Origin of the sequence: Mucilaginibacter sediminis (genome assembly GCF_051903035.1) — a bacterium.
Taxonomy (GTDB): Bacteria; Bacteroidota; Bacteroidia; order Sphingobacteriales; family Sphingobacteriaceae; genus Mucilaginibacter.
Genome location: NZ_CP170602.1, coordinates 1758841 through 1779801, shown reverse-complemented (window position 1 = coordinate 1779801; position 20961 = coordinate 1758841). Strand labels below are relative to the sequence as shown.

Here is a 20961-nt window from a genome sequence, read left to right as displayed (position 1 = left end):
TTGGAATCAAGCATAGATGATTGCTCATTCTAAATTGAGCGTATATCATAGTTTTTCTATTTCCTCAACCGACAGCCCGGTGGATTTTTTGATCTGGGCAACAGGCAAACCCTCCTTTTTCATTTCGCGGGCAATAGCAACAGCTTCTTCTTTTCTACCTTCATTTCTGCCTTTTTTTTCAGCTCTTTCTAATAAAAGTTCTTCGATACCCATGGTGTTGCTCCTTCCTGTTAAAATTTCTACCTGTTGCTCAAATTTAGTGTTATAGTACAGACTGTTTTTGAATGTTTATAGAGTTTTGCTTATAATTTTTCTATTTCCTCAACAGAAAGCCGGGTGAATTTTTCGATTTGGGCAACAGGCAAGCCATCTTTTTTCATTTCGCGGGCAATAACGACAGCTTCTTCTTTCCTGCCTTTTATTTCACCCTTTTTCTCGCCTTTTTTTTCACCCTTTCTCTCGCCTTTTTTCTCAGCCCTGTCTAATAAAAGTTCTTCGATACCCATGGTGTTGCTCCTTTCTGTTAAAATTTCTACCTGTTGCTCAAATTTAGTGTTTATATCCTGATTTTCAAAGCGTATGTAATACCTCAGAAAATTCATCAGTACCCTTATCTTTTCTTTTGCTATCTGTTTGGCCAGTAATAACCTGGTGAGGTTAAGTTTTAAATTCAGCAATAGTTCGTCACGTTCCCTGCTGCTTTTCAGGTCTTTGCCTGCAAGCGCCGCCTTAGCTGTAAGCACAACCAGGGCAAAAGGATTATCGCTCGCTTTCAGCACCTCATCGCTTTGGCTGGCTATTTTATACGTATTAAAAGTATAACGCAAACTGGTGCCCATAAAGTCTATGGCAAAATGGTTTGGTCTTTCCTTTGTATTGGCTTCGGTAAATATGGCGTAGGCGACTATGGGCTTTTGATATTTGTCCAGTATCCGGTAAAAGTAAGTATACATACGGCTGGCAAAATCTTTTTGATATTGGCCCTGCACTTCCACATGCACCAAAATCCATTCTTCTTTGCCGGCTTTGGTAAATACCTTAACCAGCTTATCGATCACCTTTGGAGAATACTCATCATTTTCGGGCGGAAAAACCTGTTCCAACTCCTTATCCAGGAATTCGAAGCCTTTATTAAAGTCGAAAATCTTAGAAGCATCGGGATTAAGAAAACATAGGAAATCGTCAAAAACATCTTCGAGTATCCCTTTCCAAAGGATGTCGTCTTTTCTTCTCATTAAACAATTATAGAAAATTATAATTGATTAAAAGGCTCAATCTTATTAAAGCTTAATAAAGAAGTATGAAAAGAGGCGCCAAATTCCAGCAGGGAATTTTAAAAAAATCCTGTCAATCCTGTAAAATCCCGAAATCGTGTTTACTTTGCAGTCACCTCATGCAAGCCGCATTCTTTTTTGGATTGATCTTCCCACCACCAGCGGCCGGCGCGGAAATCTTCGCCTTCGGCAACTGCGCGGGTACAAGGCATACACCCTATGCTCGGGAAGCCTTTATCATGCAGTGAGTTGTAAGGGATATTGTATTGTTTGATGTAGGCTTTAACCTCATCCAAAGTCCAATGAAAAATAGGGTGGTATTTTACCAGTTGGTTTTGTTCGTCCCATTCTACATCATGCATATCATGACGGTTGGCCGATTGATCGGCGCGGATACCCGTAATCCAAACCTTATTTCCTTTTAAAGCACGTTTAAGCGGTTCAATTTTACGGATGCCACAACATTCTTTACGGTTTTCTACCGATTCGTAAAAGCTGTTTGGCCCTTTGGTACTCACCATTTGTTCTAAAAGCTCCTGGTTAGGGTAGTAAGCGTGAATAGGCTGTTTATACCTGTCCATGGTGCTGGCCCAAACTGAATAGGTTTCGCGGAAAAGCCTTCCTGTTTCTAAAGTAAATACCTTAATGGGCAGCTTATTGGCGAAGATCATATGACTGATCACCTGGTCTTCCCAACCAAAACTGGTCGAAAATACAACCTCGCCGGGATAAAGCTCAGCCAGCTTAGTCAGCGCTTCAACAGGGCCGAGACCTGGTGTAATGTTGTTTATATATTCAAAAGCCTCGTTCATATCAGATAAACTTTGTAATAAAGGCAACAATTGATTTAATACTTACCAAAATCACGATGATACCCACAGATACCATGATGGTTTTGGTCGAAATTTTATTTGAAATTTTTGCAGCAATAGGCGATGCTAAAGCGCTACCCAGTACCAGGCCGGCTACAGCTTGCCAATGATCGCTGCTTACCATGGCTATGAAGGTGATTGACCCTGCTATCGCCACAAAAAAGCGGGATAATTTTACCGTGCCCAAGCAAAATATAGGGCTGCGGCCACCTGCTATTAGTGTTGATAACACGATTGATCCCCAACCGCCGCCGCCAACAGCATCAATAAAACCGCCGCCTAAACCAAGCAACGATATTCGTTTTACCTTATCAGCCGATTTCTTTTTCTTAATATTGAACGCTTTGGAGAGTATTACAACGCCTAATATCAAAGTGTACACTGATACTACGGGCTTGGTATACATGCTGTAATGTTCAAGGGACGACAGGATAGATGCCCCAATAACTGCACCGGCAATGCCCGGTAATACCAATAACCAAAATAACTTCCAATTGATATTGCCCATACGGTAATGCATCCATCCGGCAATACCGCAGCTCATGATCTCGGACAGGTGGACACCCATACTTGCTGAAGCAGGAGGGATGCCCATTGAAAGGGAGAAAGTGGTTGATGTAACACCATACGACATGCCAATAGCGCCATCTATCATCGCGAATATAAACCCTGCGCCTAAAAAGTAATAAAACTGCGGGCTTACACCTTCAACAAATGTTTTAAAAGCGGGTTCTTTGAAGTATAAAGCAGTTATAACAATGGCCAATGAAACAATAATGGTTGACCATATAAGCCAGATGAAATTTTTGATCACAACAGATTTCGGCTCAACCAATACTGATGTTACACTATTCAGTTGTTTAACTTTATCTGCAAAGTCGCCGCTTAAGGTGTTCCTTAACTCACTCATTTGTTGAAGCGTGGTATCCAGTTCATCAGGCAGGCTTTCGTTTAGTACTTCTTTTAAGCGTTTGGCTACCGTAGGCGATTTACCATTGGTTGATATGGCCAGTTTCAGGTCGCCCTTTTTTACTATCGAACCTAAATAAAAATCGCAAAGTTCGGGCTTATCCGCAACGTTAATGAGCAGCTTACGGTCATGTGCCGATTGGCGCACGTATTTATTTAGTTCGCTATCATTAGTAGCTGCAATTACCACCTCGGCATTATCCAGGTCGTTATCCGTAAACGATTTCTGAACAATGGTTAAGCCCGGGTATTGCGCGGCAAGTTTATGAATTTCGGGTAAAAATGTTTTAGATATTACCGTTACATTGGCTTTCTGGCTATTGTTTAAAATAGCCGTTAGTTTTTCAAGGCCAACATTACCGCCACCAACCAAAACGGTATGGAGGTTATTCAGCTTCAAAAAAACCGGGAACAGTTGATTACCGCCGATCTCTTCGTGCTCAATTTGCGTTAAACTATTATCCTTTGGCAACAACGTCATAAATTTCTTTAATCAACTGGTATTTAGGGTGCAATGAAACCACTTCGCCCAACACTATAATCGCCGGCGAACCGATATTATTTTCTTTCACTGCATCAACAATGGTATCAACTGTAGCAATAGCAACTTTTTCATCGGTTGTAGTGCCGCTTTGAATTACCGCTACGGGCAGCTTGCTTTTTCCTTCACTTTTAAATATTTCGGTAATCTCGGCCAGCTTATTGATCCCCATAAGCACAACAACCGTTGCCCTGCTTTTGGCAGCATCATACAAATCAGGTGATATTTTCCCGTTTGATATAGTACCTGTAATTACCCAGAAACTTTCGCTTAAACCGCGATGAGTTACCGGGATATTTTGTAATTCGGCTACGGCTATGGAACTGGAGATTCCAGGGATAACCGAAGCGGGGATATCATGTGATGCGGCAAAATCCAATTCTTCAAACCCACGGCCAAATACAAACGGATCGCCGCCTTTCAACCTTACCACGTGGCCGTAATTGATAGCGTAATCAACCATTAGCTGGTTCACAGCTTCCTGTGAGTAGGTATGATCGCCGGAACGTTTGCCTACATATACTTTTACCGAAGCCTCTGGCGCATAGCCAAGCAATTCTTCGTTCACTAAAGCATCGTATAAAACAACATCGGCTGTTTTTAATACTTTAATAGCTTTAACGGTAATCAGGTCGGCATCGCCGGGGCCTGCACCCACTAAAGTTATTTGTGGTTGTTTAGTGTTATCCGTCATTATTGCACCAATGCCTCTCTTTGCGCTTTGCTTTTTCCTAAAAATTCTTCGGCCTGCGCTAAATATGCTGCTGCAAATTCGGCTGAGGGCTCGTTTTGATTGATCTGCAGTACCAGGTCACTAAACGATCCTTGCAAATCAAACTCGCCGGTTGCTACAAACTGTGCATCAAACTCTTTAATAATGCCAGCCTGTGTACTGCTGTTGGTACCTTTATCTAACAATAAAGCTTTTGCCGAACTGATGAAAACATTGTATGAATGATAAATAGCGTCAGACCAGTCGCTCCGGGTAAATGAACCGTTTGCCCAGCCCATTTTTTCCTCCGATTCAAAAAGGAGGGTAGCAACCAAATCAATTACTACGCCCGCACACTCGCCTACGCCAATAGCAGATACATAGGTTTCCTGGTGGCCCCAGTCAACAAATTCATCATCGGTAAGGGTTGTTAAATCTGCAAGCGGTTTCAGCAGGCGGTAAAAATAATCTTTACCCTGGCGGTCGTAATAGGCATGGAAAGTTTCACCCTCTGGCGAAAACTCTTTGTAATCGTCAAGGATTTTTCTTAAAACGTCGGTAGCGCGTTTTGAAGGCACCTTAACTACTCTTTCGGCCGCACGGCCTATGCCATCGCCAACAGTACCGCCGCCCAACATTACCTGTACCGAAGGCAATACCTTTGTACCGGCCTTAAGCGAACTGCCATGAAAACCTATATGGGCCAAACCATGCTGGCCGCAGGAGTTCATACATCCGCTTATTTTTATTTTGATGTCGCGGTTAAAAATGAACTCTTCGTATTCATTAAAAATCAAATCTTCCAACACACGCGCCATGGTCATGCTGTTGCTGATGCCCAGGTTACATGTATCCGTACCGGGGCAGGTAGTAACGTCGGCCAGGGTATCAAAACCGGGCGCGGCAAGCTCCAGTTTAGCTAAACCTTCATATAAAGCAGGCAATGCTTCTTTACGGACAAATTTTAACAATAAACCCTGGTTTTGCGTAATGCGGATTTCGTTAGCCACCAAGGGCTCTAAAACCTTTACCAGGGCACGCGCGGTATCAGATGGGATATCGCCCACCGGTACTTTAATATATACACCGTAAAAACCTTTTTGCTTTTGCTCAAAAACGTTGGTAACCAGCCACTGCTCATAGCGGAATGGGTTGCTGATTTCTACCGCAGGGTATTCGGCTGTTGCCGGCAGCGCTGGCAATGCAACGGTATCGCGATTAACAGGATAGCTTTTTACTTTAATGGCAGTTCTTTCAATTTTGGCTAAACGTAACACTTCCTCTAATCCAATTTTCTGGATCAGGTATTTCATCCTGGCCTTATTACGGTTGTTACGTTCACCATAACGGTCAAACACGCGAATGATGGCTTCGATATAAGGAATCAGCTGATCTTCGGGTAAAAACTCTTCAACAATGCTTGCCAATATGGGTTGTGCGCCTAAGCCGCCACCTAAAAGTATTTTGAAGCCACGTTCGCCGTTAGCATTTACTTTAGGGATGGCGCCAATATCATGAATATATGAAAAAGCGGTATCCGTATCGCTTGATGAAAACGAGATTTTAAATTTACGGCCCATTTCCTGGCAAACAGGGTTACGCAAAAAGTACTCGAAAGTAGCATGTGCATAAGGCGATACATCAAAAGGCTCCAACGGATCGATGCCGGCGGTAGGCGAGGCGGTAACATTCCGCACGGTATTGCCACAGGCTTCGCGCAGGGTGATATCATCCTGCTCCAGTTTGGCCCAAAGTTCCGGCGTACGATCCAGGCTTACATAATGGATCTGGATATCCTGGCGGGTGGTAAGGTGTAAGTTACGGCTTCCGTACTCGTCAGATATATCGGCAATTTTAAGTAGTTGCTTAAAAGTTACCTTACCAAATGGCAGCTTAATGCGCACCATTTGTACACCTGGCTGGCGCTGGCCATACACACCACGGGCCAAACGAAGGCTCCTGAATTTTTCGTCGTGTATTTTACCTTCACGAAAAGCTCTGATCTTTTTTTCCAGGTCGATAATATCCTGCTCTACTATTGGGTTCTCCAGTTCTGTTCTGAAGCTTTGCATAAGCTATTTTTTTAATCAATTATAAAAAAGCCCCTTTGGCTTTGGCTAAAGAGGCGTATGTGGATAATACAAATTATAGCCGTGTCCTGTCGCCGGTTAAACAGCAGTACATGTGGATATAAGTGTGTGTATTAATAGGGCTCATTATGTTTTATAACACAAATATATACATAGTATAGGGAAATGGTAGAATTTAATTGAAAAAACTGTTATTTGACAGTTTTATGATGACATTACACGTTGATGAGCGTCTGCTCGCGGGTTATAATGTCAGCTATGCTGGTCTCGCTCAGTATTTTAAGTGTAGCATCCCGCACATCAACAAACACATCGCGTATGCCGCAGGTAGTTTCCTGGTGGCACTCATCGCATTTGTGGTAAAAATTCAGGCTGGCACAAGGTACCATGGCTATGGGGCCATCGGTAATGCGCATGATACTTACCAGGAAAATCTCTTTCGGATCGCGGTTTAAGCTATAACCGCCGCCTGCTCCTTTTTTACTATACAGGAAACCAGCGTTGCGCAGATCGAGCAGGATTTGTTCCAGGAATTTTTTGGGAATTCGTTCTGCCTCGGCGATTCTCGAAATTTGCATAGGCGGCTGATCCATGTTTTTGCCAAGGATCACCAATGCCTTAATAGCGTACTTTGTTTTTTTGGAAAGCATTTTAAAAAATAAAAACTCAAAAAGTTAAACAATATTAAATAAAATAATCCACTAAAACCATAGAGTACAACGATACTATCTTATTTACCTTTTTTGTTATAATAAAATTACAGTTTGCCGAAAAATATGTAAAATCAATGGGTGTTAAGACGGAAAAAGAGGGCGATATGATGGGCGTATTTCTTTTTATCAAAAAAAAACGCTGTTAATTGAATATACAATTGCAGTAAAACCCGAGATTTTTTGATATATCTTTATTTTTTATCCGAATGCCCAAGGTTTTTTTCGGGGTTAACCCTGTCGCGCACCAATTGCTTCAATTCCTTGATTTCAGGAAAACGCCCCTCTTTTTTCCTGTCAAAAATCACATCGCCATCGATAAAAACAGTATACCTCCCGCTTATTTCGCTTGGATGTAGGGTTACCCCATAAATGTCATCAGTAAAAGTGGTAAGCAGTTCCTGGGCCATATAAGCTGCCCGCATCATCCAGCCGCATTTGGGGCAATATTCAATAGTGACGGTTGGTTTCATGATACTGATTTCTTTTTCTCAATTATAAATCTGTCGTCGGTGTGCGTGCTTAATACATTAAGGGTATCACCGGCAGTAACAAATCCTTCGCCCTGGTGTACCAGGTTTTGTCCAAAAAGGATCTTGTTATTTTTTAGGCGATAAGTAGCCAGTGTTTTCAACGGTTCTTTAGCTTTTACGCCCGTTTGCTGATCGATAGTGGTCATGATACAGCGGGCGCAGAGTTTAGCGCCATAAAAATTGATACCGGCTATGGTAATATGGTTCATAACGTCCTCTTCAAATGCTGTTCCGCCTGCTAAAACGATATTTGGCCGAAACCTGTCCATGGGCAACGGTTCGGATAAACGGCTGTTGAGATCATCAAGTGATGCCTGCCCGATAAGCAAAAAAGGGTAGGCATCAGCAAAAGAGGTGATCATGCCCGGTTGGGCATAGCGTTGGTCAACTTCACGTTCACTGTCGTCGGGCATATAAATCAGCCGGCAAGGAATACCCAATGTGGTAGTAAACCATTCGTCAAACTCAGCGCTTACATGAACGCCCATACACGTATCATCCCAAATCACAACGTCATGTTTACTACGGGTATCGTATGCAAACGGAATCTTTATAGATCCGTTTGCATGATAAGAAACCAGCAAGCCATCGCTTTGTATGTTTACTTTGATCAGCGCCATCTGGGGGTGTTCCCTTTGGGTGAGAAACCTGTTTTGGCCATCAACCAGCATCCATCGCCTATCGTGTTTAAAACCGCGCGAGGTAACTTCGGCCGAAGTTAACGGAATACCTGCTAATGATTTAATGGGATAGATGAATAGTTCAGTTATCTGCAGCATAAATATCGTTGAATACCTTGCAAAAATAGAAAAAGATAAGCTGTGACAGAAAGGGAGATATTTAATAGGTTAACACAATGTTTATTAACTATCACGCTATATTAACAATCTTTTTACTTGATAATTACATTATTAAATAATAGTTTTATAAATCATTTGTAAACCTAAATTTATTATCATGGCAACTACGATCACCGACAATTTTCAATTGAACGCTTCCCTGGCTTTAGACAACAAGTATGGCATTTTTACTGGCTCGGTATGGAGGCCATATAATGATGTTACAGAAGCGAATACCACTATTGTATCTTCATATCGTTATATTGGTTTAACTGTATCTGTATTACTTAATGGCGTGCCAACTGAGTATTGGTATATTGGTGGTACCGCCGACGCTAACCTTATCCTCAAATTAAAATTTAATACGACAGAGTTTTTGCCCGAATGGTTTGGAGCTGTAGGTGATGGCGTAACAGATGACTCCTATGCAATAAATGCCGCAATTATTGCAGCCACTAATAATACGGTTGTTTTCACAGGTGGGAAGACATACTCAGTTAGTGGCATAACAATTAATAACCCCGTTAAAATATCAGGACATGGTATATTGTTGAAATTCACAACGGAGACAACCTTCGCGAATAAACCGGTAATAAATATCAATACAACGGACGTAAATATTGAAGATATAACAATAGATGGTTCCAGGGCTGTCATTACCGGAATAATAGCGAAAACAATACCGCCGCCGCCGTCAGGTTCAACTTATGGTATAAACTGTTCTAGTGTTATTGGATCGCCCATTATTGAACGGATTTATATCAACAATATATATGTTAAAAATACGTACCGCGAGGGTATAAGGGTAGATTGTTGCAAAGATATAACGATCACCAATTCTCAAATAAAAAATTGTCAGCAACACGGTACAGCTTCTTCAACAAATTTAGGGGCTGTATCACTAAGGGCCAATATCGGTGGCTTATCAACAACTGAATTTGGTAATATTACATTATCTAATTGCCTGATCGATTCAATAGACAGTGTAAACGGATGTATTAAAACTTCTGGCACAACTGGTAATCTTAATAAACGGTTGAGGATTTTAAATAACACACTCTTAATGGGAAATGTAAGTAACGATTCTTTAGGAATAGAATGTTTTACCAGTTTAGGAACATCCAGTAACTACAACAACGGAAGTATGCGGGATATAATCTTATCTGGCAATATAATCGAGTGTGTTTCGGCAAATACCGGTAATCAGAGGTTCGTTTACGGGATCAGTATTGGCGGCAATAGTAGCCAGTATGATCAAAATGCCAACAAAGGAGTGGAAAGTGTTTTAATCAGTAATAATATCATTAGGAACTGTAGAAAAATAGGCATTGAGATAATTGGTAAAAACATCAACGCTATAGGTAATGAACTTTATAATAGCGGACACATCAGCATTAACTCAAATGCGGTGGACGGAGGAATGTCTGGTGTAAAAGTGCTGGGTAACACGCTAAAAAATACAGGCAATATAAACGCTGATGGAAGTCATGGTAATTATGGCGGAGTGCTTGTTCAGGCTATTGGTAATAAAATGGATGGATTGTTAATCGAGGGAAATATTTTTGACGGCGTACTTGATCGTATCCTGCCAGCAAGTTATACCTATGATATGATCTATATAAGATCGACACCAATTACAACGACAACGGGCACGGACACCGTTGAACCTCCAGCAATTACCAACCTTAATATAGTCAACAACCAATTTCTCAATATTTTAAGAAATGGAATACAATTCGATGGGACAACTAATGCAGAAGATGTAAAGATTTCAGGAAACATGTTTGAGTTTTCGACCTTAGCTACAACTGCAAACCTATTTTACGCGATTACGTCGAGCGCTTACAATCTGAAAAATCTTTCAATTGTAGATAACATTTTCGCCTGCATCGCAAATACATCCTCAAAAGGAAATGGGATAAGGATAAGCAATTATAAAGCCGATTTGTCAAGTACCTACACTAATCTTAGCATTAATAATAACAATATTAGTAATTCATACATTGCCATTTACATTCCGAATTCTGTTGACGGATTGATGATCACACAGAATATCATAGACGTTTCCGCTACCGCTTTAAATATATCAGCGGTCGCGACAAATGCGATTATTAATAATAATCTCATTAAAAATAATGTCAATCCCAATTTTATAGTCGATGGGACAACTTATCTTAATCCTGTCTTCTCAACCGCCGCTTATACCAGTAACGAAGCGCTGAATACAGCCTACAAGTTTGCAACAGTTGGGCAAACGGTAATTTATCCCGCCGGCAATTTAATGTATTATAAAATTGATAGTATATCGTGGGTTAGTTACCCCATTACAAACCTATAAATTAACAAAGACTACTAACGGACCCGGTTATTGTTAACGCAATGCTCCGAGCCCGTTATTGTTGTTAAATCAAGTTCTCAATCGATTGTATTTTTATTTTCAAATGATTGCTTTAGTTAATATTAATTGATAATATTGTTTTATCCAATTGAGAAACCAATACTAAATTTACTCATAACCAATTCGAGATTATGCCATTAAACAATGTAAGCGGCAGCGCCAAAGCCGGAAATACTTATGACGCTATTGTTGTAGGATCGGGCATCAGCGGCGGCTGGGCGGCTAAAGAACTAACAGGCAGGGGCTTAAAAACCATTATGCTTGAACGCGGCAGGAACTTTGAGCACATTAAAGATTATAAAACAGCAGCCAAAGATCCCTGGGACTTTGAGCACCGCGGTTCGGTAACGCAGGAGCAGCGAAAAGCCCGCCCGGTAATTTCACGTAACTGGGGCGCCCAGGAACCTATTATGGATTACTGGGTGAATGAGCAGGAAGCACCTTATCACGAGGTTAAGCCGTTTAACTGGTGGCGATCATATCAACTGGGCGGCCGCTCTATTTTATGGGGCCGTCAAAGCTACCGCTGGAGCGATTATGATTTTGAAGCCAATGCAAAAGATGGCTGGGCAATTGACTGGCCCATCCGTTATAAAGACCTTGCCCCATGGTACGATCATGTTGAGAAGTTTGCTGGTATAAGTGGATCGTTGGAAGGATTGCCTCACTTACCTGACGGACATTTTTTGCCACCGATGGATATGAACTGGGTAGAAAGAGATGTAGCTGCGCGAATTAAAAAGAATTATAACGATACAAGGCATATGATCATAGGTCGTGTTGCCAATCTTACGGCCGCTATCCCCGGCCGTACACAATGCCAGTTCAGGAACAGGTGTTGGGAGGGCTGCCCTTTCGGGGGATATTTTAGTACACAGTCATCTACCTTGCCGGCCGCTTTGGCTACCGGTAACTTAACCGTAAGGCCATACAGTATAGTTACCAGGATATTATATGATAAGGATACTCAAAAAGCAAAAGGAGTAGAGGTGCTGGATGCCGAAACCAACAAAACTTATGAATATTATGCCAAGGTTGTATTTGTTAATGCTTCTGCTTTAAACAGTGCGTGGGTATTGATGAATTCGGCCACTGACATCTGGCCTGATGGGTTGGGCAGCAGTAGTGGCGAACTGGGCCATAATATTATGGATCACCATTATAATTTGGGTGCATCGGGCACTGTTGAAGGATTTGAAGACAAATATTACTATGGCCGCAGGGCCAATGGCATTTACGTAGTGCGTTTTGCCAATTTATTTGGCGATAAACGCGATTACCTGCGTGGGTTTGGTTACCAGGGCGCGGCAAGCCGTACCGGCTGGAGCCGTGAAATTGCCGAAATGAATATTGGTGCGCAATACAAAGATGCCATAACCGAACCTGGCGACTGGCAAATAGGTATAGGCGGATTTGGCGAACTGCTGCCTTATCACGATAACAAAATTACGCTTGATAAAACCCGTAAAGACAAATGGGGGCTGCCAATTTTATCTATGGATGCGGTTATCAGGGAAAATGAAATGAAGATGCGCGTAGATATTGTTAAAGAAGCTAAAGCAATGCTGGAAAGCGCCGGTGTTAAAGACGTAAAAACGCATGACCGTGGCCATAATATAGGCGATGGAATCCACGAAATGGGCACCGCCCGTATGGGCCGCGATCCTAAAACATCGGTGCTAAATGAACATAACCAGGTTTGGGACGCCAAAAACGTATTTGTTACCGATGGCGCGGCCATGACATCGTCGGCATGCCAAAATCCATCCTTAACTTATATGGCATTAACCGCCCGTGCCGCGAATTTTGCTGCGGATGAGTTGAAGAAAGGAAATATTTAAATTGAGTTGAAAATTTGAGGATTGGAAAGGCAATTTGAAGATTTGAGGATTTGAAAATTTGAAGATGGATTGTTTGGTAGGATTTGTATTGTCGGTCTTTTTTGCATTGTAAATAATATGCAAAAATTGACTTTTGCACTAAAATACTTGCTGCCAAATTATCCATCTTTGCGTTATGGCAGAGGATTTAAACATAACCACATCAACCGATAAAACCGAACAATATACCACATTGCTACCCCAGATAGCAGCTTTGCTTGATGGCGAAACCGATTTAGTGGCCAACCTGGCCAATATCAGCGCAGCTTTAAAAGAGCAGTTTAAGTGGTTTTGGGTTGGTTTTTATTTGGTAAAAAACGACGAACTTGTTTTAGGCCCGTTTCAGGGCCCGGTGGCCTGTACCCGTATTAAATTGGGCAAAGGCGTTTGCGGCGCGGCATGGGAGCAGGCCAAAACATTGATAGTGCCGGATGTTGAAGAATTTCCCGGGCATATTGCATGTAGCTCGCTTTCCCGGTCGGAGATTGTGGTGCCGGTTTTTAATAACGATTTAGCAGTAGGGGTGCTGGATGTTGACAGCGAATTGCTGGATCAGTTTGATGAAACCGATGCTTTGTTCCTGGAGCAAATAGTAAAGCTGATTAAATTTTAATGAGCCGGATTTATATCATTCCGGGCCTTGGTGCCGACACCCGGATTTATAAGAATATCGACTTGCACGACCATGAAGTTATCCCGATAAACTGGATAGAGCCAGGCAAAGCTGATACTTTAGCTTCGTACGCCCAAAAGCTTATAGATCAATATAATATAAAACCTGATTCAATAGTGATTGGCAATTCGTTGGGAGGAATGCTCGCGGTAGAAATTGCCAAAATCGTGCCAATGAAAAAGGTGATCCTGATATCCAGTATCAAAACCAGCGACGAGGCGCCGGGCTATTTTAGCTTTTTCAGAAATGTGCCGGTTCAAAAACTCATTTCCGGTAAACTGATGACCTCGATGGGACCCATGATCAGGCCGGTGTTCGGGGGGATGGCTAAAGGTGATGCAACGGTGTTTATGGAGATGTTGAAAGGTACTTCACCGGTGTTTATCGAGTGGGCAATGAGTGCTATTTTAGCATGGAAAAATGATATTATCCCACCAAATACCTACCACATTACCGGCGATAAAGATTTGGTTTTTGATTACAAAAAAATAAAGAATGCTACCATTGTAAAAGGCGGTACGCACATTATGATTTTTGATAAAGCAGCAGAAATAAACAAATTATTAAAACCAATCCTTTATCAACAATGAAACTAAATGAGGATTATTACCTCGGGAATGACGTAGTTGCCATCAGTAAAAACCTGCTTGGTAAGTACTTATTTTCCTGTATAGGCGGTGTAACCACCGGAGGTTATATTGTTGAAACAGAAGCTTATAACGGAGTTATTGATAAGGCTTCTCATTCCTATGGCAACCGTATAACCCCGCGTACCAAAACGATGTTTATGCAGGGCGGTATAGCATACGTTTATCTGTGCTATGGCATTCACGAAATGTTTAACATAGTTACTTCTGTTGAGGGTACGCCCCATGCTATCCTTATTCGTGCAATAAACCCTACCGAGGGCATTGAGGCCATGCAGGTTAGGCGCAATATGCCCATGCTTAAGCCCGCTATCACTGCGGGGCCAGGCTCGGTAGCTAAGGCTCTGGGTATCTCCCGAAATATCAATGCGATAAGCCTCCAAAGCGATACGCTTTGGATAGAAGACCGTGGACTCAATTTTCCAGATGAGCAAATTACAATTGGCCCGCGTATTGGCGTAAGTTATGCCGGCGAGGATGCTTTTTTACCTTATCGTTTTTATGTAAAAGGCAATAAATACGTGAGTAAACCCAATAAATAACCCGGTTTAAAATGCCTTTTTTGTAATATTGGGCGATGAATTACCAAAACAGCTTAGCATTTGCAATTGAACAGGACGAACTTGATCCACTAAAGGAGTTCAGAGATCGCTTTTTGATCCCGAAACATAATGGAGAGGATGCCATCTATCTTTGTGGTAATTCCCTTGGCCTGCAGCCAAAATCTGCAGCTCAATATGTGGCCGATCAAATGGCAAACTGGCAAAACCTTGCGGTTGAAGGCTGGTTCCAGGGAAGTGACCCCTGGCTGGAATACCACAAGCCGCTTGCAAAGTCGGTGGCTGCTATAGTCGGTGCAAATGAAAGTGAAGTAGCTGTTATGAATTCGCTTACAGTAAATCTTCACTTATTGATGGTAAGTTTCTATAAGCCAGATAGTAAAAAATTTAAAATCATCATGGAAGGCGGCGCTTTTCCGTCAGATCAGTATGCCGTGGAAAGCCAGGTGAAGTTTCATGGTCTTGATCCTAAAGATGCCATTATAGAAATTTTTCCGCGTGAGGGCGAAGTAACTTTACGTACCGAAGATATCGTAAATTGCATAAATGAGCACGCTGATGAATTGGCTTTAGTAATGTTTAGTGGAATAAACTATTACACCGGTCAGTTTTTTGACTTACCGGCGATAACTAAGGCTGCACACAATGCCGGCGCCTATGCTGGGTTCGATTTGGCGCATGCTGCCGGAAACGTGCCGTTGAAGTTGCACGAGTGGGGAGCCGATTTTGCCTGCTGGTGCTCGTATAAATATATGAATTCCGGCCCGGGAGGCATTAGCGGGATATTTGTACATCAAAAACATTTTAAAGATAAGGAAATGAACCGATTTGCCGGTTGGTGGGGCTACCGTGCCGATAAACGCTTTTTGATGGCCCCCGGCTTCGATCCGGCATCCGGTGCCGATGGCTGGCAGGTGAGCACTAGCCCCATAATCCTTTTGGCTTTGTTTAAGGCCTCTATGGCAGTTTTTGACGATGCGGGCTATATTGACAATCTCCGTAAGAAAAGCGTTGCGCTAACGGGCTATTTGGAGTTTTTGATCAAGGAGGTTAATAAAGATTTGGGGGATAATGTTTTTAATATTATTACACCGGCAAATGAAACTGACCGTGGTTGCCAGCTATCGATAGTTTGCAGCCGGAATGCCAAAGCAATTTTCAACTACCTGGCCGACAATGGTGTAATTGGCGACTGGCGTGAACCGGATGTGATTCGGTTAAGTCCCGTTCCGTTATATAATTCTTTCGAGGACGTTTACAACACGGCAAAACACCTGGCAAATGCCATTGAAGCCGTAAAATAGATTATTGATACATGGTTTACTACAATCCCAAAGAGTGGTTTTCTTTTATTTTTAAGCTTAACAAGGCCGATACGCTACGTGAGCTTCTGCCGCTGATTATTGCAGTTAGCGCCTATGCGGGTGCAGTAATTTATTTACTGATAGACTTCTGGCATTTACCAGACAGTAGCCTGCTCAAAAAAGTAAGTTTTGTACACCAAACTGTAGGGTTTGTGTTATCGTTATTACTGGCCTTCCGGATAAACTCGGCTTATGACCGTTGGTGGGAAGGCAGGAAAGTATGGGGTAGCCTAACCAATAGCAGCCGTAACCTGGCTATTAAATTAAAATTCCTGATTGGCGAAGAGGAATGGGCGTTTTTTAATTATCTCATTCCGTTGTATGCAAGGGTGTTACGGAATCATCTCCGGGATATTTACATATCAGAAGAGCAAGCTTTTATTGTTATCGATGCCGAAAAACATGTGCCTAACCAGGTGGCGTCTGCCATTATCGGGCGTATTTATGAACTTAACAAACAGGGTAATATCACCCCGGAGCAATTATTTAGCATAACTACCGAAATTACTTCATTTACAGATATTTGCGGTGCATGTGAAAGAATCAGAAAAACTCCGATACCGTTCTCATACAATGTATTTATCAAGAAGTTTATCTTTACTTATATCATGACGCTTCCATTTACATGGGCGTTTGAGATGAAATATCTTGCTATACCAATTATTGGTTTTGTATTATTTGTTTTTGCCAGCATTGAGTTATTGGCCGAGGAAATTGAAGACCCGTTTGGATATGATGCCAATGACCTTCCCTTAGATAATATTTGCGAAAATATCCAGAAACACGTAGGGGAAATCCTGGGTTAATAATATGTTTAAGATAGCCTACGACCCGATATACGCTCATCCGCTGCCCGAAGGGCATCGTTTTCCGATGTTGAAGTATGAATTGATTCCGGCACAGCTATTACATGAAGGGATTATTAAACCCGACGATATTTTCTCCCCGGGACTGTTATCAGATGATATAATAATCAAAACTCATGATAAAGGCTACTGGAAACAACTCCACGATTTAACACTCCCATCAAAAGAACAGCGGCGAATAGGCTTCCCATTATCGGCACAACTGGTTGAGCGTGAAGTAAGAATCGCTAAAGGAACTATTGATGGTTGTTTAGCCGCTTTAAATAACCGGATTGCTTTTAATGTAGCCGGTGGCACACATCATGCCGGTACAAACTGGGGCGAAGGATTTTGTATGTTGAACGACCAGGCTATTGCTGCTAACTATTTATTAAATAGTAACTTATCAAATTCTATTTTAATTATCGATTTAGATGTACACCAGGGAAATGGCACTGCGCAGATATTTGAAAAAGAAGCCAGGGTATTCACATTTTCGATGCATGGTGATAGAAATTTCCCTTTCAGAAAAGAACGGTCGGATCTTGATATTCCATTAGCAGATGGGGTTGGAGATGAAGAATACCTGGATATCTTACATAAAACACTGCCAAAGTTAATCAGTACACATAAACCGGACTTTGTTTTTTACCTGTCGGGTGTTGACATTTTGAGTACCGACAAACTGGGAAAGTTATCCCTTAGCAAAGATGGCTGTAAAAAACGCGACAGATTTGTTTTTGAACAATGTATCAACAATAATTTGCCGGTGCAGGTAAGCATGGGAGGAGGCTATTCGCCACAGATCAAAGATATCGTGGATGCACATTGCAATACCTTTAAGGCAGCAATCGATTTGTACTTTTAATCTTTTGCAGGTATCGGTATCGTTATATCCCTATGCCGTTTACTGATCAAATTGAACCTAAAAAAAAGCAGCACAGAGGCAATAGCCAGGCCCAGCACAAGTCCGTACCAAACCCCATAAACGCCCATTTTTAATTTTACGCCAAGTAAGTAACCAATTGGCAAACCGCCTACCCAATAAGCCAGAAAGGTGATAAACGTGGGAATATTTACATCGCCCATTCCTCTCAATACACCCAAGCCAACAACCTGCGTTCCATCAAAAAGCTGAAAAAAGGCGGCTATGATCAGTAATTGCGAAGCGATAATAATAACGTCTTTGTCGGAGGTTATGATCCAGGGTAAATAATTTCGACCGAGAGCGAAAATAACTGCTGTTATACCCATCAATATCAATACGATATGATAATTAGATATAGCGGCAAGGCGCAGGTTTTTGTGGTCGTTAATACCAAAATAGTTGCCCGATTTTATGGCGGCGGCAGCTGATACACCGGTGGCCATCATATATGTAGCCGAAGCCAGGTTAAGCGCAACCAAATGCGCAGCCTGTTGGTTTACACCAATGGTACCTATTAAAATAGATGCACCGCCAAAGGCACTAACCTCAAAAATGTATTGCAGGGCAACCGGAGCACCAATTTTTAAGATTCGCAAGCCACGCAAACGATCGATATTTTTGACGGCAAAATTCTTTAAATAACCTTTAAATATGGGGGATTTAAATACATAGATGGCCATTACAATTGCCATAACACAACGATCAATCAGTGTGCTGTACCCAACTCCTTTTATACCCATAGGGTGAATACCGAACAAGCCTTTAACAAATATGACCCCAAGGCATATATTGATTACATTGCCCCAAATAGATATTTTCATGGCCTGTTTGGTAAAGCCCAAACCCTCGGCAAACTGCTTAAATGTGTTGAAAATAAGTAGCGGAATAATTGACAGGCTTAGCAGGAAAAGATAAGGTGTAGCCGTTTTTACAACTGATGGCGCCTGCCCAAGATGGCCAATTAACGGCAAAGTACCAAAGTATATAACCGAAAATAAGACAATGCCGGTCAGGAGGTTTAACATTAAACTATTTGATAGTAATAAACCACACTCCTTAAAATCCTTGCGCGCATTGTTTTGAGCGATGAGCGGGGTTAAGCCATATGATATCCCCATACCAACAACAAGTGGTATCATAAACAAGCTGTTTACCAACGAAACTGCAGCTAAGGATACTTTATTTGTAAAATGGCCAATAATAATTGAATCTGATATCTGAACCATAATATGGCCAAGTTGCGATATCATTACCGGAATGGCCAGCTTTAAACTCTCGCTATAAAATGGGCGGTATTTATGGTATATGGCTTTCATCACTTATTTGCAGGGGCGCAAAAGTAACGATTGGTGGCGACAAAAGAACAACCTAACAGGCCGTATAATATTCCTCTTTTTCGGTTGTGTTTATACGAATAAGCCCCGACAGAATAAGATCAACCAGGATGCGTTGTGTACGTCTGCGTCCCATCTTCAGCAATTCGCTACACTCTTTGATAGTTATCCGGTTTGACTTCTCCAGATGGCTGAGAAGCGTTTTCTCATTATCTGAATACTCTATCAAAACGCCTTGATCGCTTGCCGATCTTTTAAGCACCTCCAGCACAATTTTACTGGCTAATACACTTTTATCTTTTACCCTTACATAAGCCCACCATTTGCCATCATCTGCAAGGGCATAATGTGGCTTAAGATCACTGGCTGGGATATCTACTACCAAAACCATTTTATCATCAACATAAATTTCTTCAAAAGTAGGCTCCAGTGCAGGCCTGATGAACATGTGGGCGGCCCGCGTAATCATGTAACGCTCTTCATCTTCGGATTTTACGCCTTTTATGGTGCCGTCGTCAGCAACGCCAATTAATAATTTTCCGCCTTTATTATTGGCAAACGATACCATGGTACGGGCTATCTTTTCGCAGCTGGTAATTGTTTTTTTAAAGTCGAGCTTAACACCCTCGCCCTCAAAAATCAGTTTTTTTATATTCATTATAAGCTCCGGTTCCTTAAACTAATTATTGAGGTTTTATATAAGGTGTAAATATTTCCATCCAGTTTTGGGGCTTGCTTAGTTGCGAAAATCCGAACTGTGCATATAGGCCATGAGCATCGGCTGTAGCTAACGACCAACGCCTTAGTCCTTGTAAATCAGGATGTTTAACAATGGTTTGCATTAGCCATTTCGACAGGTCTTTTTTCCTGAATTCGGGTAAAATAAACACATCGCAAAGGTACGCAAAAGTGGCTTTGTCTGTAATAATCCGCGCAAACCCCGCCAATGTGGTGTGATTGTAAACGCCAAAACACATGGAGTTCTCAATTGCATTTTCAAGTTTTTGCCGTGGAATACCCTGAGCCCAGTAGGAATCGTCATTTAAATAGTTGAATATAACGTCAATAGGTAACAAGTTCTTGTCTGTTGATATTATAAAGCCTTTTTCAATAAAAGGTGTATCGTCAATAAAAGTAGTCATCAGCTAAAATTATAAATTCTGATCGATAAAATCGAGATTCCGCACATAAACCTCATTCATTAATGAAACACATATTTCACCATCTTTATTATAAATGTCAATGGGGTGGTGCCCCGTATATTTTCCGGTACTCTTTAATATGTCCTCAGCCTCAGCGATTTCAGCGTCACCTAAGATGATTTTAAAACGTAAATCAGTTGAACCAGGCTTTAAATACTGTATAGTAGATGATTTTGACCATACTCGTAAGCGATAGCCTTTTTTGATAAAAACCTGGTGAAATAACAGCGGATAAAACGGATCGGCGGCAGCGAAAATGGTACCGCCAAAAATTGAGTTATTATAGTTTTTGTTTAAAAAACTCTTTTTGATTTTTACTTCCACGCCTTTAAAATCTTTATCAAATTGCACAACCCAAATTCTTTGAAAAAGGAGGGGAGGGTAAATGCGCAATGCCCACTTTAATAGGCTCTCGGATACAACCATATTTTTAAATATCTGGATTTTATGGTAAAATAGTTCAATAATGGAGTAAAAACTGACAGTTTAATTTCAATTTATTTCAAAAAATTTCATTTTACACGCAAACTTGTTTAAACAATGTAGGATTTGTCGGGTTAATAAATATGTTCATCAAAACGACACACGCT

The 20961-nt window shown here is 41.5% G+C and carries 21 protein-coding genes; 8 read left to right on the top strand and 13 right to left on the bottom strand.

Going from position 1 to position 20961, the window contains the following annotated elements:
- Nucleotides 1-45: 45 nt before the first annotated feature.
- The 9 genes from ACFGVS_RS06960 to ACFGVS_RS06920 form a co-directional block, all read right to left on the bottom strand.
- The gene (locus ACFGVS_RS06960) at nucleotides 46-213 is read right to left on the bottom strand and encodes a hypothetical protein (RefSeq protein WP_439698016.1); all 168 of its coding nucleotides are present in this window, start codon (nucleotides 211-213) and stop codon (nucleotides 46-48) included.
- Nucleotides 214-302: 89 nt separating this feature from the next.
- A complete protein-coding gene (locus ACFGVS_RS06955; RefSeq protein ID WP_439698015.1) occupies nucleotides 303-1235 on the bottom strand; it encodes a hypothetical protein in 933 nt (310 codons plus the stop codon).
- Nucleotides 1236-1375: 140 nt separating this feature from the next.
- Nucleotides 1376-2086, bottom strand: a complete 711-nt coding sequence (locus tag ACFGVS_RS06950; protein ID WP_439698014.1) for a phosphoadenylyl-sulfate reductase — start codon at nucleotides 2084-2086, stop codon at nucleotides 1376-1378.
- A 1-nt stretch (nucleotide 2087) separates the two neighbouring features.
- Nucleotides 2088-3596, bottom strand: a complete 1509-nt coding sequence (locus tag ACFGVS_RS06945; protein WP_439698013.1) for a TSUP family transporter — start codon at nucleotides 3594-3596, stop codon at nucleotides 2088-2090.
- Nucleotides 3574-4350 carry a uroporphyrinogen-III C-methyltransferase gene (gene cobA, locus ACFGVS_RS06940; protein ID WP_439698012.1) on the bottom strand — a complete coding sequence of 259 codons (777 nt, stop codon included), beginning with the start codon at nucleotides 4348-4350 and terminating at the stop codon, nucleotides 3574-3576. Before cobA ends, ACFGVS_RS06945 begins: the two co-directional genes overlap by 23 nt.
- Nucleotides 4350-6440, bottom strand: a complete 2091-nt coding sequence (locus ACFGVS_RS06935) for a nitrite reductase (protein WP_439698011.1) — start codon at nucleotides 6438-6440, stop codon at nucleotides 4350-4352. The genes cobA and ACFGVS_RS06935 overlap by 1 nt, the downstream gene beginning before the upstream one ends.
- Nucleotides 6441-6673: 233 nt before the next feature.
- Nucleotides 6674-7108 carry an RrF2 family transcriptional regulator gene (locus ACFGVS_RS06930; protein WP_090647684.1) on the bottom strand — a complete coding sequence of 145 codons (435 nt, stop codon included), beginning with the start codon at nucleotides 7106-7108 and terminating at the stop codon, nucleotides 6674-6676.
- Nucleotides 7109-7362: 254 nt separating this feature from the next.
- Nucleotides 7363-7641 carry a SelT/SelW/SelH family protein gene (locus ACFGVS_RS06925; RefSeq protein WP_090647689.1) on the bottom strand — a complete coding sequence of 93 codons (279 nt, stop codon included), beginning with the start codon at nucleotides 7639-7641 and terminating at the stop codon, nucleotides 7363-7365.
- The gene (locus tag ACFGVS_RS06920; protein WP_439698010.1) at nucleotides 7638-8480 is read right to left on the bottom strand and encodes an MOSC domain-containing protein; all 843 of its coding nucleotides are present in this window, start codon (nucleotides 8478-8480) and stop codon (nucleotides 7638-7640) included. The genes ACFGVS_RS06925 and ACFGVS_RS06920 overlap by 4 nt, the downstream gene beginning before the upstream one ends.
- Before the next feature lie 178 nt (nucleotides 8481-8658).
- Here ACFGVS_RS06920 and ACFGVS_RS06915 point away from each other — a divergent pair, with 178 nt between their 5' ends.
- The 8 genes from ACFGVS_RS06915 to ACFGVS_RS06880 all read left to right on the top strand — a co-directional run bounded on the left by ACFGVS_RS06915 (nucleotide 8659) and on the right by ACFGVS_RS06880 (nucleotide 17775).
- On the top strand, nucleotides 8659-10878 hold the full coding sequence (locus ACFGVS_RS06915) for a hypothetical protein (protein WP_439698009.1): 2220 nt from the start codon (nucleotides 8659-8661) through the stop codon (nucleotides 10876-10878).
- A gap of 191 nt (nucleotides 10879-11069) precedes the next feature.
- Nucleotides 11070-12779 (top strand): GMC oxidoreductase, encoded by a 1710-nt coding sequence (locus ACFGVS_RS06910; protein WP_439698008.1) that lies wholly within the window; start codon nucleotides 11070-11072, stop codon nucleotides 12777-12779.
- A 175-nt stretch (nucleotides 12780-12954) separates the two neighbouring features.
- Nucleotides 12955-13431: a GAF domain-containing protein gene (locus ACFGVS_RS06905; protein ID WP_090647695.1), complete on the top strand. Its 477-nt coding sequence runs from the start codon at nucleotides 12955-12957 to the stop codon at nucleotides 13429-13431.
- Nucleotides 13431-14081, top strand: a complete 651-nt coding sequence (locus tag ACFGVS_RS06900; protein ID WP_439698007.1) for an alpha/beta hydrolase — start codon at nucleotides 13431-13433, stop codon at nucleotides 14079-14081. The genes ACFGVS_RS06905 and ACFGVS_RS06900 overlap by 1 nt, the downstream gene beginning before the upstream one ends.
- Nucleotides 14078-14680: a DNA-3-methyladenine glycosylase gene (locus ACFGVS_RS06895; RefSeq protein WP_439698006.1), complete on the top strand. Its 603-nt coding sequence runs from the start codon at nucleotides 14078-14080 to the stop codon at nucleotides 14678-14680. The genes ACFGVS_RS06900 and ACFGVS_RS06895 overlap by 4 nt, the downstream gene beginning before the upstream one ends.
- A gap of 35 nt (nucleotides 14681-14715) precedes the next feature.
- Nucleotides 14716-16002, top strand: a complete 1287-nt coding sequence (gene kynU, locus ACFGVS_RS06890) for a kynureninase (protein ID WP_439698005.1) — start codon at nucleotides 14716-14718, stop codon at nucleotides 16000-16002.
- Between the two features lie 11 nt (nucleotides 16003-16013).
- Nucleotides 16014-16868, top strand: coding sequence for a bestrophin family protein (locus tag ACFGVS_RS06885; protein ID WP_439698004.1), 855 nt, complete (start codon nucleotides 16014-16016; stop codon nucleotides 16866-16868).
- 4 nt (nucleotides 16869-16872) lie between these two features.
- Entirely contained in the window at nucleotides 16873-17775 is a 903-nt protein-coding gene (locus ACFGVS_RS06880) for a histone deacetylase family protein (protein WP_439698003.1), read from the top strand.
- On the opposite strand, the gene ACFGVS_RS06875 is transcribed toward ACFGVS_RS06880, so the two are convergent.
- From ACFGVS_RS06875 to ACFGVS_RS06860, 4 genes are read right to left on the bottom strand one after another with little or no spacing between them, the layout of a single operon-like run.
- Nucleotides 17772-19151 (bottom strand): MATE family efflux transporter, encoded by a 1380-nt coding sequence (locus ACFGVS_RS06875; RefSeq protein ID WP_439698002.1) that lies wholly within the window; start codon nucleotides 19149-19151, stop codon nucleotides 17772-17774. The genes ACFGVS_RS06880 and ACFGVS_RS06875 overlap by 4 nt on opposite strands.
- Nucleotides 19152-19203: 52 nt before the next feature.
- Nucleotides 19204-19827, bottom strand: a complete 624-nt coding sequence (locus ACFGVS_RS06870; protein ID WP_274213038.1) for an AlbA family DNA-binding domain-containing protein — start codon at nucleotides 19825-19827, stop codon at nucleotides 19204-19206.
- Between the two features lie 25 nt (nucleotides 19828-19852).
- Nucleotides 19853-20311 carry a GNAT family N-acetyltransferase gene (locus ACFGVS_RS06865; RefSeq protein ID WP_439698001.1) on the bottom strand — a complete coding sequence of 153 codons (459 nt, stop codon included), beginning with the start codon at nucleotides 20309-20311 and terminating at the stop codon, nucleotides 19853-19855.
- 9 nt (nucleotides 20312-20320) lie between these two features.
- Entirely contained in the window at nucleotides 20321-20797 is a 477-nt protein-coding gene (locus tag ACFGVS_RS06860; RefSeq protein WP_439698000.1) for a DUF4442 domain-containing protein, read from the bottom strand.
- Between the last annotated feature and the right edge of the window lie 164 nt (nucleotides 20798-20961).